The sequence below is a fragment of the Nocardiopsis sp. LOL_012 genome, from assembly GCF_048060475.1.
Classification (GTDB): Bacteria; Actinomycetota; Actinomycetes; order Streptosporangiales; family Streptosporangiaceae; genus Nocardiopsis.
Genome location: NZ_JBHMIV010000002.1, coordinates 116,745 through 132,776, shown reverse-complemented (window position 1 = coordinate 132,776; position 16,032 = coordinate 116,745). Strand labels below are relative to the sequence as shown.

At 73.2% G+C, this 16,032-nt stretch carries 16 protein-coding genes; 14 read left to right on the top strand and 2 right to left on the bottom strand.

Features of this window, described 5'->3' with window-relative positions; genetic code table 11:
• Positions 1-31: 31 nt before the first annotated feature.
• Positions 32-889: a PaaX family transcriptional regulator C-terminal domain-containing protein gene (locus ACFHWE_RS01955; RefSeq protein ID WP_416598794.1), complete on the bottom strand. Its 858-nt coding sequence runs from the start codon at positions 887-889 to the stop codon at positions 32-34.
• Between the two features lie 156 nt (positions 890-1,045).
• On the opposite strand from ACFHWE_RS01955, the gene ACFHWE_RS01950 reads away from it, so the two are divergent.
• The 5 genes from ACFHWE_RS01950 (at position 1,046) to ACFHWE_RS01930 (ending at position 6,333) form a co-directional block, all read left to right on the top strand.
• On the top strand, positions 1,046-1,975 hold the full coding sequence (locus ACFHWE_RS01950) for an SDR family NAD(P)-dependent oxidoreductase (protein WP_416598793.1): 930 nt from the start codon (positions 1,046-1,048) through the stop codon (positions 1,973-1,975).
• On the top strand, positions 1,975-2,865 hold the full coding sequence (locus ACFHWE_RS01945) for an amidohydrolase family protein (protein WP_416598792.1): 891 nt from the start codon (positions 1,975-1,977) through the stop codon (positions 2,863-2,865). Before ACFHWE_RS01950 ends, ACFHWE_RS01945 begins: the two co-directional genes overlap by 1 nt.
• A complete protein-coding gene (locus ACFHWE_RS01940; protein ID WP_416598791.1) occupies positions 2,858-4,375 on the top strand; it encodes an acyl-CoA synthetase in 1,518 nt (505 codons plus the stop codon). The genes ACFHWE_RS01945 and ACFHWE_RS01940 overlap by 8 nt, the downstream gene beginning before the upstream one ends.
• Before the next feature lie 45 nt (positions 4,376-4,420).
• Complete coding sequence (locus tag ACFHWE_RS01935; protein ID WP_416598790.1) at positions 4,421-4,876, top strand: MaoC family dehydratase; 456 nt, start codon at positions 4,421-4,423, stop codon at positions 4,874-4,876.
• Positions 4,877-4,953: 77 nt separating this feature from the next.
• Positions 4,954-6,333, top strand: coding sequence for an MFS transporter (locus tag ACFHWE_RS01930; protein WP_416598789.1), 1,380 nt, complete (start codon positions 4,954-4,956; stop codon positions 6,331-6,333).
• Between the two features lie 92 nt (positions 6,334-6,425).
• Here the strand turns inward: ACFHWE_RS01930 and ACFHWE_RS01925 are convergent, their stop codons facing one another.
• Entirely contained in the window at positions 6,426-8,045 is a 1,620-nt protein-coding gene (locus ACFHWE_RS01925) for an IclR family transcriptional regulator domain-containing protein (protein WP_416598788.1), read from the bottom strand.
• A 161-nt stretch (positions 8,046-8,206) separates the two neighbouring features.
• On the opposite strand from ACFHWE_RS01925, the gene ACFHWE_RS01920 reads away from it, so the two are divergent.
• The 9 genes from ACFHWE_RS01920 (at position 8,207) to ACFHWE_RS01880 (ending at position 16,016) form a co-directional block, all read left to right on the top strand.
• Positions 8,207-8,971, top strand: coding sequence for a CoA transferase subunit A (locus ACFHWE_RS01920; RefSeq protein ID WP_416598787.1), 765 nt, complete (start codon positions 8,207-8,209; stop codon positions 8,969-8,971).
• Positions 8,971-9,612, top strand: coding sequence for a CoA transferase subunit B (locus tag ACFHWE_RS01915; protein ID WP_416598786.1), 642 nt, complete (start codon positions 8,971-8,973; stop codon positions 9,610-9,612). Before ACFHWE_RS01920 ends, ACFHWE_RS01915 begins: the two co-directional genes overlap by 1 nt.
• Before the next feature lie 50 nt (positions 9,613-9,662).
• A complete protein-coding gene (gene pcaH / locus ACFHWE_RS01910) occupies positions 9,663-10,427 on the top strand; it encodes a protocatechuate 3,4-dioxygenase subunit beta (protein WP_416598785.1) in 765 nt (254 codons plus the stop codon).
• On the top strand, positions 10,427-10,999 hold the full coding sequence (gene pcaG, locus ACFHWE_RS01905; RefSeq protein WP_416598784.1) for a protocatechuate 3,4-dioxygenase subunit alpha: 573 nt from the start codon (positions 10,427-10,429) through the stop codon (positions 10,997-10,999). The genes pcaH and pcaG overlap by 1 nt, the downstream gene beginning before the upstream one ends.
• The gene (gene pcaB / locus ACFHWE_RS01900; RefSeq protein ID WP_416598783.1) at positions 10,996-12,375 is read left to right on the top strand and encodes a 3-carboxy-cis,cis-muconate cycloisomerase; all 1,380 of its coding nucleotides are present in this window, start codon (positions 10,996-10,998) and stop codon (positions 12,373-12,375) included. Before pcaG ends, pcaB begins: the two co-directional genes overlap by 4 nt.
• A gap of 52 nt (positions 12,376-12,427) precedes the next feature.
• Complete coding sequence (gene pcaD / locus ACFHWE_RS01895; RefSeq protein ID WP_416598782.1) at positions 12,428-13,570, top strand: 3-oxoadipate enol-lactonase; 1,143 nt, start codon at positions 12,428-12,430, stop codon at positions 13,568-13,570.
• 2 nt (positions 13,571-13,572) lie between these two features.
• Positions 13,573-14,760: a 4-hydroxybenzoate 3-monooxygenase gene (locus tag ACFHWE_RS01890; protein WP_416598781.1), complete on the top strand. Its 1,188-nt coding sequence runs from the start codon at positions 13,573-13,575 to the stop codon at positions 14,758-14,760.
• A 78-nt stretch (positions 14,761-14,838) separates the two neighbouring features.
• A complete protein-coding gene (locus tag ACFHWE_RS01885) occupies positions 14,839-15,261 on the top strand; it encodes a CBS domain-containing protein (protein ID WP_416598780.1) in 423 nt (140 codons plus the stop codon).
• A gap of 224 nt (positions 15,262-15,485) precedes the next feature.
• A complete protein-coding gene (locus ACFHWE_RS01880; protein ID WP_416598779.1) occupies positions 15,486-16,016 on the top strand; it encodes a YbhB/YbcL family Raf kinase inhibitor-like protein in 531 nt (176 codons plus the stop codon).
• Positions 16,017-16,032: the final 16 nt, after the last annotated feature.

Here is a 16,032-nt window from a genome sequence, read left to right as displayed (position 1 = left end):
AGTCGCAGGTCAACCGTAAGGAACGCGGGGCTCACTCGTCGTGCGGGGGCATGGGCACGGTGTCCAGGACCCGCTCGGCGATGGCGCGGGCGGGCACGGCGTAGGCGCCGTGCAGTTCGTGCACCAGCTTCTGCGCCCGGACGGCGGGCCAGTCGCCCGGCAGGTAGGCGAGCGGGATGCGCGGGTCGCTGCGGATGGTCTGCAACCAGTCCGACATCAGGTGCAGCAGCCGCGCCAGGTCGTCGACCGCGCCCGGCAGCGGGTCCGGGGTGTCCCACCGCTCCAGGAAGCCCCGGTAGCGGGCGGCCAGGTCGTCCAGGTCGTAGGCGTCGGCGATGAGCCGCTCCACCTCGGTGGGGGCGACGGGCCGGGCGTGGAACACGCGGACGTTGTCGCCGATCCCCGAACCCTCCACGATGTGCCGCGCGTCCATCTGCGAGGGCGCGATCCACAGTCCGTTCTGCAACGGCCCGAACCCCGCCCAGGCCAGGCGGGTACGCAGGTCGTGGCGGTCGCGCTGGCGCCCCTCGGGGAAGGAGAACGCCAGCAGCGTCCACGGCGACTCGGTGTCGGTGTTGACCACGCCGGTGCTCCAGATCCGCCGCTCACCGTCGGCGAGGACGTCGGCGTAGCCGCGGGTGAGCCCGTAGTAGACCCTGCGGCCGCGGCGCTCGCGGTGGAAGTGCCCGCGCCGGGCCATGCGGCTGAGCGTGGACCGGGCGGCGTGCTCGGACACGCCGACGCGGGCGAGGACGTCGATGAAGCTTCCCGAGAACACGCCGATGTCGCGGCCGAGCACGATGTTGCCGAGGAAGCTCAGCATCAGTGACTGCGGGCGCGGCCGCGGCTCCGAAGCGTCGACGGCCCGCTCGGTCTGCTCGGTCGTCATGCGCACACCTCCGCTGGCAGGGTAGCCCGCGAAATAATGTTAGGCAAGTTCTTGACGGGAGTGGAAGATGTGCCTAAGTTCAAGATCACTGGGGTTCGGGAGTGACGCCAGTCACTTCCGGCCTCCGACGCCCCACGACGAAGGAGACCCATCACCATGGCGGACAGCATCGACCTGTCGGGCAAGAGCGCGCTGGTCACCGGGGCCGGACGCGGGCTCGGCCTGGCCTACGCCCGGCACCTGGCGGCGGCGGGCGCCTCGGTCGTGGTCAACGACGCCGACGCCGACGCGGCCAAGGCGGCCGTGGAGACCATCACCGCCGAGGGCGGCACCGCCGTCGCGGCGGTCGCGGCGGTGGGCTCGACGGAGGCCGCCCAGCAACTGGTCGGCCGCGCCGTCGAGGCGTTCGGGAAGCTGGACGTCCTGGTGACCAACGCCGGCGTGCTGCGCGACCGGGTCCTGTGGAAGATGACCGACGAAGACTTCGACACCGTCATCGACGTGCACCTGCGCGGCACCTTCACCTGCGCCCGCGCCGCCGTGAACCACATGCGCGAGCGCGGCGAGGGCGGGCGCCTGGTCCTGGTGGGCTCCCCCGCGGGCCAGCGCGGCAACTTCGGCCAGACCAACTACGCCGCGGCCAAGGCCGGCATCGCCGCCATGGCGCGCACCTGGTCGATGGAGTGCGCCCGGGCCGACATCACCGTCAACGCGATCATCCCCGTCGCCGCCACCGCCATGACCGAGACCATCCCCGCCTTCGCCCCCCTGATCGAGAAGGCCCGCGAGACCGGCGAGCCGCTGCCCGCCTGGCTGCGCAAGGGCGAGGGCTTCGGCACCCCCGAGGACGCCGCCGGACTGGTCACCTTCCTGGCCTCGGACGCCGCCTCCTCGGTGACCGGCCAGTGCGTGGGCATCGGCGGCGACCGGCTCTCGCTGTGGTCGCACCCGGCCGAGACGTCGGTGGCCCTGACCGAGGGCGGGTGGAGCGCCGAGGACATCGCCGCCGCCTGGCCCTCCACGCTGGGGCGCTCCCCCGAGAGCGTCGGCATCCCCGCCCCGGCCGTTCCGGAGGGTGAGTCCTGATGGGTATCGACCTCTCCAGCGTCACCGCGATCGACGTCCACACCCACGCCGAGGTGTCCTCGTCGGGCAACCAGTCCCTGGACGACTCGCTGCACGAGGCCTCCAGCGCCTACTTCGGCTCCGACGCCGCCCACCGCAAGCCCACGCTGCCCGAGATCGCCGCCCACTACCGCGAGCGCTCCATGGCGGCCGTGGTCTTCCCCGTGGACACCGAGTCCACCACCGGGCTGCCCGCCGTGCCCAACGACGAGGTGGCCGAGGCCGCCGCCGAGCACTCCGACGTGCTCATCCCCTTCGCCAGCATCGACCCGGCCAAGGGCCGCCTGGGCGCCCGGCAGGCCGAGCGGCTGGTGCGCGAGTACGGGGTGAGGGGCTTCAAGTTCCACCCCAGCCTCCAGGAGTTCTTCCCCAACGACCGCTCCGCCTACGTGCTCTACGAGAAGCTGGAGGAGCTCGGTGCGATCGCGCTCTTCCACACCGGCCAGACCGGGATCGGCGCGGGCACCCCCGGCGGGGGCGGCATCCGGCTCAAGTACTCCAACCCGCTGCACGTGGACGACGTGGCCGCCGACTTCCCCGGCATGCCGATCATCATGGCCCACCCGTCCTTCCCCTGGCAGGACGAGGCTTTGTCGGTGGCCGTGCACAAGCCGCAGGTCTACATCGACCTGTCGGGGTGGTCGCCCAAGTACTTCCCGCCGCAGTTGGTCCACTACGCGAACTCGCTGCTCCAGGACCGCGTGCTGTTCGGCTCCGACTACCCGGTGATCTCCCCGGACCGGTGGCTGGCCGCCTTCGACAAGCTGGAGATCAAGCCGCACGTGCGCCCCAAGATCCTCAAGGACAACGCCGCCCGGCTGCTCGGGCTGGACGGGGGCGGCGATGCGTAACGAGGGGATCGGCTCCTGGCCGGCGCGGCGGGCGCGCTCCTCCCCCGAGCGCGTCGCGATCACCCACGACGGCCGTTCCCTCACCTATGCCCAGTTGCACGAGCGCGTCACCCGGCTGGCGGCGTCGCTGCGCGGCCTGGGGGTGCACCGCGGCGACCGGGTCGCCTACCTGGGCACCAACCACCCCGCCCTGCTGGAGACGCTCTTCGCGGCCGGAACGCTGGGCGCGGTGTTCGTCCCCCTCAACACCCGCCTGTCCGCGCCCGAACTGGCGTACATGCTCGACGACTCGGGCACCCGCGTCCTGGTGCACGGCGCCGAGCAGGCGGAGAGGGTCGCGCTCCTGCGGGAGCGGGCCGGTGCGCTGACCGCAGTCGCCGTCGGCGGGGACGCTCCCGGCGGGTACGAGGACCTGCTGGCCGCCGCCCCGGCCGAACCGGTGGACGAGCCGGTGGGCCTGGACGACCCCTGCATGATCATGTACACCTCCGGCACCACCGGGCGGCCCAAGGGGGCCACCCTCACCCACGGCAACATCACCTGGAACTGCGTCAACGTCCTCATCGACGTCGACGTCACCGCCGACGAGGTCACGCTGGTCAGCGCGCCCATGTTCCACACCGCGGCGCTCAACATGACCTGCCTGCCCACGATCCTCAAGGGCGGCCGGGCCGTCATCGAACCCGGGTTCGACCCGGCACGCACCATCGAACTGTTCTCCACCGAGCGCGTGAGCTGGATGTTCGGCGTCCCGGCGATGTTCGACGCCCTGGCCGCCCACCCTGACTGGGAGGGCGCCGACACCTCCTCGCTGCGCGTGCTGATGGCGGGCGGCGCCCCGGTGCCGGACGCGACCATCGCCGCCTACCAAAAGCGCGGGCTGACCTTCCTCCAGGGCTACGGCATGACGGAGACCGCGCCCGGCGTGCTCATGCTCGGCGCGGCCGACAGCGTCCGCAAGGCCGGGACGGCGGGGCGGCCGAGCATCTTCACCGACGTGCGCGTGGTGCGCCCCGACCTCACCGACGCCGAGACCGGCGAACCCGGGGAGATCGTCGTGCGCGGGCCGAACGTGATGCGCGGCTACTGGGGTCGCCCCGAGGAGACCGCGCGCTCCCACACCCCCGACGGCTGGTTCCGCACCGGCGACGTGGCCTCGGTGGACGGGGAGGGCTTCGTCCGCATCGTGGACCGCGTCAAGGACATGATCATCTCCGGCGGCGAGAACGTCTACCCCGCCGAGGTGGAGAACGTCCTGCACGACCACCCCGACGTGGCCGAGTGCGCCGTCATCGGCGTCCCCGACGACCGCTGGGGCGAGGTGGGCCGAGCCGTCGTGGTCCCCAAACCCGGCAGCTCGCCCACCGAGGCGGGGATCCTCTCCCACTTCGAGGGCCGTCTGGCCCGCTACAAGGTGCCCAAGTCGGTGGTGTTCGCCAACACCCTGCCCCGCAACGCCACCGGCAAGCTCCGCAAGGCCGACCTGCGCCGCAGCCACGGCGCGTCCTGAACCACCCCCCGACGACCATTCCCGCCCTCTCAGGAGAAGGAACCCATGCCGCTCACCGTCAACGGACTCGACGAACTGCGCGCCGCCGCCGGCCAGCACCTGGGGCAGAGCCCCTGGCGCACCATCGAGCAGCACCGCGTCGACACCTTCGCCGACGCCACCGACGACCACCAGTGGATCCACACCGACCCGGCCAAGGCCAAGCAGGGGCCGTTCGGCGGCCCGATCGCCCACGGGTACCTGACGCTCTCCCTGGTCATCCCGATGTTCGGCGAGGTCCTGGAGATGAACGGCATCGAGATGGCCGTCAACTACGGCCTCAACAAGGTGCGCTTCCCCTCCCCGGTCCCGGTCGGCTCGAAGGTGCGGCTCTCGGCCCGCCTGGCCGAGGTCACCGACGTCCAGGGCGGTGTGCAGGCCACCGTCAACGGCACCGTCGAGATCGAGGGCGCCGACAAGCCCGCATGCGTGCTCCAGGCCGTGTACCGCTACTACGCCTGAGCGCCCCGGCCCGCGGGGGCGCGCGCCGCCGCGGGCCACCCCTCATCCCCCATTCCCCTACGAGAGGAGAACCCCCCATGACCTCTTCCTCACAGCCCCCTCCCACACCGCCGCCGGACGCCGAGGTCGACCCGAAGGAGATCCGCAAGGTCGCCCTGTCCAGCTACATCGGCACCACGGTGGAGCTGTACGACTTCCTCCTGTACGGAACCGCGTCCGCGCTGGTCTTCGGGCCGCTGTTCTTCCCCGAACTCGACCCGCTGATCGGCATCATCGCCTCGTTCGGCACGCTGGCGGCGGGCTACTTCGCCCGTCCGCTCGGCGGCGTCCTCTTCGGCCACTTCGGCGACCGGCTCGGGCGCAAGCGGATGCTGCTCACCACGATGATCATCATGGGTGTGGCCAGCACGCTGATCGGCCTGCTGCCCACCTACGAGACCATCGGGCTGGCCGCTCCGATCATCCTGGTGACGCTGCGCGTCCTCCAGGGCATCGCCGTGGGCGGTGAGTGGGGCGGTGCGGCCCTGATGACCGTCGAACACGCCAAGGCGGGCAACCGCGGCGTGTGGGGCGGTGTCACCCAGATGGGTGCGCCCACCGGCGCGGTGCTGGCCACCGCCGCCCTGACCCTGGCGACCCTGCTGCCCGAGGACCAGTTCCTCTCCTGGGGCTGGCGCGTCCCGTTCCTGGCCAGCGTGGTGCTGATCGGGGTGGGGCTGTTCGTGCGGCTGAAGATCACCGAGAGCCCGATCTTCGCGCAGGCCCAGCGCAAGGAGGCCGAGCAGAAGGCCGAGCAGAAGGCCAAGGGCCGCATCCCCTTCGTGCAGGTCCTGACCAGCCGTCCGAAGAACCTGCTGCTGGCCGTGGTGGCGGGGATCGCCGCCTTCGCCACGCAGGGCATCTTCACCGCGTTCATCATCTCCTACGCCATCGGGATCGGCTACGAGCGCTCCACCGCCCTGAGCGCGGTGGTGATCTCCTCGGTGCTGGCGATCATCCTCACCCCGGTCTACGCGCGCCTGTCGGACCGGATCGGCCGCAGGCCCGTGTACCTGGCCGGTGCGCTGGCCGTGTCGGTCATCGCGTTCCCGTCGCTGTGGCTGGTCAACACCGGTGAGGCGTGGGGGATCATCGCGGCGACGGTGCTCGGACAGGCCGTCGTGGTGACCGCGATGTACGCGCCGATGGCGGCCCTGCTGTCGGAGATGTTCGACACCCGCCTGCGCTACACCGGCGCCTCGGTGAGCTACCAGACCGCGACCGTGCTCGGCGCGGGCCTGAGCCCGCTCGTCGCCCAGTCCCTGCTCACCGCCGCGGGCGGCGGGACCGCCACGCACGGCATCTCCTGGATGCTCGTGGGCGTGGGACTGGCCAGTGCCGTGGCCATCTGGTTCACCGGGGAGACCCGGAGCCGCGACCTCTCCGACATCGACCAGGAGACCGCGGCGGCCGGATGACCACAGACGTGCCGGGCCTCTCCGGGTCGCACGTCCCCGGAGCGGTCCAGCACCCGCTCCCCGCCGGCCCCGTACCCAGCGGGGACGGCGGGTCAGCGCGGACGGGCGTTCGGGTTGCGTTCACTGGCCGCGGCGAGGTCGGCCTCGATCCTGCGCGCGGTCTCCCGCAGTTCGGGCAGGACCTCCTCGCGCAGGGAGTCCAGGCTCCGGTGGGCGGCGTGCGCGGCCACGTTCATCGCCGCGGCGACCCGCCCGTCCCGGTCGCGTACCGGGACGGCGATGGAGCGCAGGCCCTCCTCCAGTTCCTGGTCGGTCAGGGCGTAGCCCCGGCGACGGACCTCCGCCAGGTGCGCGGAGAGTTCCGGCGGAGGGTCCTCGGCGAGCAGGACCCGGCCCATCGAGGTGGGGGCGGCCGGCAGGCGGGTCCCCACCCCCAGGTCCACGCCGATGATGCGGGTGGTGGCCACCCGCGCCACGTAGCGGATGTGCTCGCCGTCGAGCACGGAGACGGAGGCCGAGTCGTGCACCCTTTCCACGAGGTCGGCGAGGTGGGGTCGGGCGATCTGCTCGAACGTGAGCCGCGACAGGGGGACGTACCCCAGTTCCAGGACGCGCGGCAGCGGGGAGAACCGGCGCCCGTCGCTCTCGGCGACGTAGCCGAGCCGGATCAGCGCGAGCAGCGAGCGGCGGACGGTGGCCCGGGCCAGGCCGGTGGCGTCGGCGGCCTCGCTCAGGGTGAGCCCGGCGGGGGCCCGCAGGCAGGCCAGGACCTCCAGGCCGCGGGCGAGCGACTGGAGGAAGTCGGCGCCCAGCTCCTCCTTGGCCCGGCGCAGCGCGTCGGAGCGCGCGGGGTCGGGCACCGGCCGCTCGTGCGTGCGGCCGTCCTCGGCCAGCGCCCGTCCAACGGTGTCGGCGCAGGCGCGCAGGCGGTCGAGCGCGTACCCGGTGAGGCTGTCGGCGGTGTGGCGGCTGGTGTGGCTGACCACGCTGACCGCGCACGGGGACCGGCCGTCGCGTCCGCGCACCGGCACGGCGACGGCGACCAGCCCGGATTCGACGAGCTGGTCGTCCACGGCCAGGCCCGATCCGGCGGTGCGGGCGATCCGGTCGGGCAGTTCCCGGGCGGCCTCCTCGGCGGTCTGGGGCGGTGCGGCGGGCAGGGCGGGGTAGGCGGCCCAGGCCCGGCTGTCCTCGGCCTCCTTCACACGCTCGCGCCAGATCCGCCAGGTGTCCTCGTCCCAGTCCGCGGCGAAGATCGCGCCCGGGGCGCAGCGCTCAGCGGGCAGCACGTCGCCGACGTGGAAGGTGACGGCCATGGCCCGGCGCCGGGGGCACTGGAGGACGAAGCGCACCCCGTCGCCGTCGGGGACGCACACCGACACCGACTCGTCGAGCGCGTCGGCCAGGGCGCGGGCGGGGGCCGCGGCGGCGTGGGAGACCGGGTCGGCGGCCAGGTAGGCGTTGCCGAGTTCGAGCAGGCGGGGGGCGAGGACGACCTCGTTCTCCTCGGCCCTGAGGTAGCCGAGCCGCACCAGGGTGCGGGTGACGCGGTCGAGGGTGGCCCGGGCCAGGCCGGTGGCGCGCACGAGGTCGCCGCGGCGCATGCGCGCCGAGGGGGCCGCCGCCAGGGCGCCCAGCACCGCCAGCCCCCGTTTCAGGGTGGTCACGGGCTCCCCGGCGGGCTTGGGAGAGGTGGTCTCGGCGACCGGCATGGGACCTCCACAGTTCCTCGTTCGGGGGAACGCTACCGGGGCTTGACACGTGCGGCGTCCTCACGCGAAACTCAAAGCGTTCATAAATGAACTTTAGTTCACTAAGCGAACATTGGCTAGACCAGCGGCCCACGGGCGGCGTTCCGGAAGGATGGAAGCGGATGGACAAAGTGGTGGCCACGACCGCCGAGGCGGTGGCGGACGTCCACGACGGGGCGTCCCTCGCGGTCGGCGGTTTCGGCGTCAGCGGCGTCCCAACCGTCGTCATCCAGGCGCTGTTGGACAAGGGCGTCCGCGACCTCTCCGTCGTCTCCAACAACTGCGGCGCGATCGGCACGGGCCTGGCGGTCCTGCTCGACGCGGGCCGGATCAGCCGGGTGACCGGCAGCTACATCGGTGCCAACAAGGAGTTCGCCCGGCAGTACCTGGGCGGCGAGATCGAACTCGAACTCATCCCCCAGGGCACGCTCGCAGAGCGGCTGCGCGCGGGCGGCAGCGGCATCCCCGCCTTCTACACCCCCGCCGGCGTCGGCACGCAGGTCGCCGACGGCGGCCTCCCCTGGCGCTACGACGGACAGGGCGGCGTGGCCGCCGCCTCCCCGCCCAAGGAGGTCCGCGAGTTCGACGGCGTCCCCTACGTCCTGGAGCGCGCCATCGAGACCGACTTCGGCCTGGTGCGCGCCGCCAAGGGCGACCGGCACGGCAACCTCGTCTTCAACAAGGCGGCCCGCAACTTCAACCCCCTCGCCGCCATGGCCGGGCGTGTCACCATCGCCGAGGTGGAGGAACTGGTCGAACCTGGGGAGATCGACCCGGACCACGTGCACGTGCCCGGCGTGTTCGTCCAGCGGGTCGTCGAACTCACGCCCGAGCAGGCGTGCGACAAGCAGATCGAGAAGCGCACCGTGACGGAGGCGAGTTCCTGATGGCCTGGACCCGAGAGCAGATCGCCGCACGCGCCGCCCTCGAACTGCGCGATGGCGAGTACGTCAACCTGGGCATCGGGCTGCCGACCCTGATCCCCAACCACCTGCCGCCGGACGTGGAGGTGACCCTGGAGTCGGAGAACGGCATCCTGGGCACCGGCCGCTACCCCCGCGAGGACGAGGTCGACCCCGACCTCATCAACGCGGGCAAGGAGACCGTCACCGTCCTGCCCGGCGCCTCCTTCTTCGACTCGGCCCTGTCGTTCGGGATGATTCGCGGCGGCCACATCGACACCGCGGTGCTCGGCGCCATGCAGGTCTCCGCCCGCGGCGACCTCGCCAACTGGGCCGTCCCCGGGAAGATGGTCACCGGCATCGGCGGGGCCATGGACCTGGTGCACGGCGCCCGCCGCGTCATCGTCACCATGGCGCACACCGCCAAGGACGGCTCGCCCAAGATCCTGGAGGAGTGCGCGCTGCCGCTCACCGGCAAGGGCTGTGTCGACCGGATCATCACCGACCTGTGCGTCCTGGACGTCACCGGCGACGGCCTCGCACTCGTCGAACTGGCCCCCGGCACCACCGCCGACGAGGTGGCCGCCAGGACCGGCGCGAAGGTCCGCGCCGACGCCGCCGTCTGAACCCGGCACACCCTTCCACCTTCCAGCCGCACTTCTCGAAAGACACCCAGATGAGCGCACTGCCACCGGACCTGCCGCAGTCCGAGATCGACGCCGAAGTGGCCAAGGCACAGGCCGCCGCCACCACCGAGCACCACCCGCCGCGCGACTTCCCGCCCTACCGCAGCAGCGCGCTGCGCCACCCGAAGCACCCGCTGATCCCGCTGCGCGACCCCGAGGCGGTCGAGCTGAGCGGGCCGGCGTTCGGCACCACCGACATCGGCCCCCTCGACCAGGACCTGACCCGCCACCACACCGGCGAGCCCCTGGGCGAGCGGATCACCGTCACCGGGCGCGTCCTGGACCGCCGGGGACGCCCGGTCCGCCGACAGCTCGTGGAGCTCTGGCAGGCCAACGCCGCGGGCCGCTACGCCCACCAGCGCGACCAGCACCCCGCCCCGCTGGACCCCAACTTCACCGGGTTCGGCCGCTGCCTGACCGACGACGAGGGCCGCTACTCCTTCACCACGATCCGCCCGGGCGCCTACCCGTGGCGCAACCACACCAACGCCTGGCGCCCGGCCCACATCCACTTCTCACTGTTCGGCGAGGCGTTCACCCAGCGCCTGGTCACCCAGATGTACTTCCCCGGCGACCCGCTGTTCCCGTTCGACCCGATCCTCCAGGCGGTGACGGAGCAGAGCGCCCGCGACCGCCTGGTCGCCACCTACGACCACGACCTGTCCGTGCCCGAGTGGTCACTGGGCTACCGCTGGGACATCGTCCTGGACGGTCCGGCCGCCACGTGGTTCGAGGACGAGGAAGAGGGCCACTGATGACCTACTCCTACGAGCTCCCGCCGACGCCCTCGCACACCGTCGGGCCGTTCTTCGGCTACGCCCTGCCCTTCCCTGAGGGCGGCGACCTGGCACCCGCCCACCACCCCGATACGCTCACCCTGCGCGGCCGCGTCCTCGACGGCGCGGGCGACCCGGTGCCGGACGCCTTCGTGGAGATCTGGCAGCCCGGACCGGACGGCTCGCGCGCCGGAGCACCCGGTTCGATGCGCCGCGACCCCGTGACCGGGCAGGGCGCCGGACGCAACGGCGTGGACTTCACCGGTTTCGGGCGGATCTCCACCGACGCAGACGGCCAGTGGGCGATGCACACCCTGCCGCCCGGGGGCGTGCCCTACGTGTGCCTGGCGGTGTTCGCCCGCGGGCTGATGCACCACCTGCACACCCGCGCCTACCTGGCCGACGACCCCGCCGACGCGCTGCTGTCCTCGCTGCCCGAGGAGCGGCGCGCCACCCTGATCGCCGAACCAGTGCCCGGCGCCCACCGCACCTACCGGTTCGACATCCGCCTCCAAGGCGAGGGGGAGACCGTCTTCCTGGAGACGGCGTGAGCCCGGACGCGCCCGCCGACGACGCGCTCGACACCGGTCTGCTCGATCCCGGGCGGGCCGGTTCGGCCGTCGAGGCCGCCACCGGTGACACCGCGTTCCTCGCGGCGCTGCTGGAGGCGGAGGCCGCCCTCACCCGGGCCCAGGCCGACCTGGGCCTGGCCCCCCGCGAGGCCGCGCGGGCGGTGGCCGAGGCCGCCGACCCGGCCCGCTTCGACGCGCGCGGCCTGGCGCTGCGCGCCCGGGGCGGCGGCAACCCCGTCATCCCGCTGGTCGCCGACCTGACGGCGGCGGTGGCCGCCGAGCACGCGCCCTACGTCCACCGGGGGGCGACCAGCCAGGACATCATGGACACCGCGGCGATGCTGGTGGCCAGGCGTGCCCTGGAACCGGTCCTGGCGGACCTGGCCGCCACCGTCCGCACCCTGGCCGACCTGGCCGCGCGGTACCGCGCCACCCCGATGGCGGGGCGCACCCTGACCCAGCAGGCCGTGCCGACGACGTTCGGGCTCAAGGCCGCGGGCTGGCGCTCGCTGGCCGCCGACGCCGAGCGCCGCCTCGCCGCGGCCCGTGCCGCGCTCCCCGTCCAGCTCGGCGGCGCCGCCGGGACCATGGCGGCCTTCGCCGAGTACGCCGCCGGGGACCCCGGTACCGGGCCGCGCCTGCTCGCCGCCTACGCCCGCCGGACCGGCCTGGCCGAGCCGCGCCTGCCCTGGCACGTCCTGCGCGCCCCGATCGCCGACCTGGGGGCGGCGCTGGCCTTCACGGCCGGGGCGCTCGGCAAGGTCGCCGCCGACGTGCTGGTGCTCTCGCGCACCGAGATCGGCGAGGTCGCCGAGGGCTCGGGCGGCGGCTCCTCGGCGATGCCGCACAAGTCCAACCCGGTGCGGGCCACGCTCATCGCCGCCGCCGCCCGCCGCCTGCCCGCGCTGGCCTCGGTTCTGCTGTCCGCGCTGACCTGCGAGGACGAACGCCCCGCCGGGGCCTGGCACGCCGAGTGGCAGACACTGCGCGAGGCGCTGCGCGTGGCGGGCGGGGCCGCGCGCGAGGCCGCCGAACTCACGGCGGGCCTGCGGGTGGACCCCGAGCGGATGGCCCGCAACCTGGCGCTGACCGGCGGCCGCGTCACCGCCGAGCGGATCACCTCCGCGCTGGCCCCGGTCGTGGGGCGCGGCCGGGCCAAGGAACTGCTCACCGAAGCCTCGCGGGCCGCCGCCGAGGAGGGGATCGCCCTCGCCGAGGCGCTGAGCCGTCTGCCGGAGCTGTCGGAGCTGTCCCAGGGGTACCTGGACGGGCTCACCGACCCGGCCGCCTACCTGGGTTCGGCCCCCGCACTGGTCGACCGGGCCCTCGCCCCCGAGGGGCCCGGGGGCCGGTGACGACCGGCCCCTGCGCACACCGCCCACCCCGAGCACTGGACGAAGGACCGCCATGACCGAACTCCACCACCGCCTCGACGGCCCCGAGGCCGCCGCCCCGCTGATCCTCGGCCCCTCCCTGGGCACCTCCCTGTCCGTGTGGAACCCGCAACTGCGCGCCCTGGCCCGCGACCACCGCGTGCTCCGCTACGACCTGCCCGGACACGGCGGCTCCCCCGCCGGCGCCGCCACGGCCGGGGCCACCGTCGCCGACCTGGCGCGGCTCGTCCTGAACCTGGTCGACGCCCAGGGCTGGGAGAGGTTCCACTACGCGGGGGTGTCCCTGGGCGGGGCGATCGGCGCCCACCTGGCGGCGCACCACCCCGACCGGGTGGCGTCGCTGGCCCTGGTGTGCTCCTCCGCCCGCTTCGGCGAACCCGCCGCGTGGCGCGCGCGGGCCGAACAGGTGCGCGGCCAGGGCCTGGCCGCCCTGGTCGAGGGGGCGCCGGGCCGCTGGTTCGCCGACCCCGGCACCGCCGACGGCCCTGCGGGCAAGGCGCTGCTGGCCGACTTGGCCGCGACCGACCCCGAGGGCTACACCGCGTGCTGCGACGCCCTGGCCTCCTACGACCTGCGCGGCGACCTGGGCAGGATCGGTGCCCCGACGCTCGTCGTCTCGGGCCGCGAGGACGCACCCACCCCGCCCTCCCACGGACGCGAGCTCGCCGACGGCATCCCGGGGGCGGCGCTCACCGAGATCCCCGGCGCGGGCCACCTGGCACCGGCCGACCGGCCCGAGGAGGTCACCGCCGCGCTGCTGGGCCACCTCTCGCCCGGCACCGACGGGGCGCGGCACGCGGCGGGGATGGGGGTGCGGCGTGCGGTGCTCGGCGACGCCCACGTGGACCGGGCGATCGCGCGCACCACGCCCTTCACCGCCCACTTCCAGGACTTCATCACCCGCTACGCCTGGGGGGAGGTCTGGACCCGCCCGGGCCTGGACCGGCGCACCCGAAGCTGCATCACCCTGACCGCCATGATCGCGCTCGGGCACCACGACGAGTTCGCCATGCACGTCAGGGCCGCGGTCAACAACGGCCTGACCGACGACGAGATCGCCGAGGTGGTCCTGCACTCGGCGATCTACTGCGGCGTGCCCGCCGCCAACTCCGCCTTCGCCATCGCCCAGCGCGTACTCGCCGACCTCAAGGACTGACCATGACCCTTCCCCAGCACACGACCGTCGCCGTCATCGGGGCGGGTCCGGCCGGGCTGCTCCTGGCCCGGCTCCTGGAGCGCTCCGGTATCGACTGCGCCGTCCTGGAGAGCCGGGACCGCACCTACGTGGAGCAGCGCCAGCGCGCCGGGATCCTGGAGCAGGGCACGGTGGACGCCCTGCGCGAGGCGGGTGCGACCGCGCGGCTCGAAGCCGAGGGCATCCCGCACGACGGGATCGAACTGGGCTTCGGCGGGCGGCGCCACCGCGTGGACTTCCCGTCCCTGACGGGCGGGCGCCGGGTGTGGGTCTACGCCCAGACCGAGGTGGTCAAGGACCTCATCGCCCTGCGCCTGGAGAGCGGCCTGCCGATGCTGTTCGAGGCGCCCGTGCACGCGGTGGAGGGCTTCGACGCCGACCTGTGCACGGTGCGCTACACCCACGGGGGCGAGGAGCGGACCCTGACCGCCGACTACGTGGTGGGCTGCGACGGCTTCCACGGGGTGGCGCGCACGGCGGTCCCCGAGGGGGCGAGCCGCACGTTCGAGCGGACCTACCCCTACTCCTGGCTGGGCATCCTGGCGGACGCCGTGCCCGCCTACGAGGAGCTGATCTACGCGCACTCCGAGCGCGGCTTCGCCCTGGCGAGCATGCGCACGCCGATCGTGAGCCGCCTCTACCTCCAGGTGCCCAACGGGGAGGACCCCGGGAACTGGTCGGACGAGCGGATCTGGGACGAACTGGACCACCGTCTGGGCGCGGACGCCTCGTGGCGGCTCAACCGGGGGCCGATCACCTCCAAGGCGGTCCTGCCGATGCGCAGTTCGGTGACAGAGCCGATGCGCCACGGCCGCCTGTTCCTGGCGGGCGACTCGGCGCACATCGTGCCGCCCACCGGCGCGAAGGGGCTCAACCTGGCCGCCTCGGACGTGACCGTGCTGGCACGGGCCTTCGCCCGCCTGCACACCACGGGTTCGACGGAGCTGCTGGAGGCCTACTCCGACACCTGCCTGAAGCGGGTGTGGCGCGCCGAGCACTTCTCCTACTTCATGACCACCACCCTGCACACCGACCCGGGGCAGTCGGGGTTCGAGACTCGGTTGCAGTTGTCGCAACTGGAGCGGATCACCACCTCGGCCTTCGCTGCGGGTGAACTGGCGGAGAACTACACCGGCCTGCCGATCGACTGACGCCGACGCCAGGTTTGATCCGGCCAGAGAGCGGCTAGAGGAGCATTGGAGGATGAAACAGGACAAAAGGGAGGAATCATGGCAATCTCCATCTCTGACCTGATGACCAGCCCCGCCCGCACCATCGGCAAGGACACGACCCTGCGCGAGGCGTCCCAGATCATGCGGGACGGCGATGTCGGCGACGTGATCGTCACCGACAGCCAGGGCGCGCTGTTCGGGATCCTCACCGACCGGGACATCATCATGCGCTGCCTGGCCACCGGCGGCGACCCCGACACCCAGACCGCGGGCGCCACCTGTACCGAGCACGTCAGCACCGTGCCGCCGCAGTGCCGGGTCTCCGAAGCCGTGGACATGATGCGCTCCCAGGCCGTGCGCCGCCTGCCGGTGACCGACGGCGACGACATCGTGGGGATCATCTCGATCGGCGACCTGGCCCGGGCCGTGGACGAGCACTCCGCGCTGGCCGACGTCAGCTCCGCGAACCCCAACCACTGAACACCCGTGTTCCCGGCGCCCGAGCGCGCCGGGAACACCGGACACGGCGGCGGCCCCGCCGCGGAGCGCGCACGGAGACGCACCGGAGCCGGTCGGGGCACGCCGACCCTTCGGCTCCGCGGAAGCGGGGCGAACGCGTATCTTCGTCAGTGCCCACCGCGACCGGGAGCCCTCGGGCGACGGGCACCGAACGCACGTCCACGCGACCGAAGGAGGCCTCTTCCGTGGCCACGCCACCCTCCCCCTACGACTTCCTGCCCCAACTGCCGTCGTTCACGCTGACCAGTGACGACGTGGCCGACGGCCAGACCCTCGCCAAGCCCCAGGTGAGCGGGATCCTGGGCGCCGGGGGCGAGGACGTCTCGCCGCACCTGTCCTGGAGCGGCTTCCCCGAGGAGACGCAGAGCTTCACCGTGAGCTGCTTCGACCCCGACGCACCCACCGCGAGCGGGTTCTGGCACTGGTCGGTGGCCAACATCCCCGCCGACGTGACCGAACTGGCGACCGGCGCCGGCGACGGCTCCGGCATCCCCGAGCCGGCCGTCACGCTGCGCGCCGACGCCGGGGGCAACCGCTACGTCGGCGCGGCTCCGCCCGCCGGGCACGGGCCCCACCGGTACATGTTCGCCGTCCACGCGGTGAGCGTGCCGAGCCTGCCCGTGGACGAGTCGAGCACCCCCGCCTTCGTGGGCTTCAACCTGTTCTTCAAGGCCATCGCGCGCGCCGTGATCACCCCGGTCTACGAACAGCACTAGGGACCGGTGCTCCGCC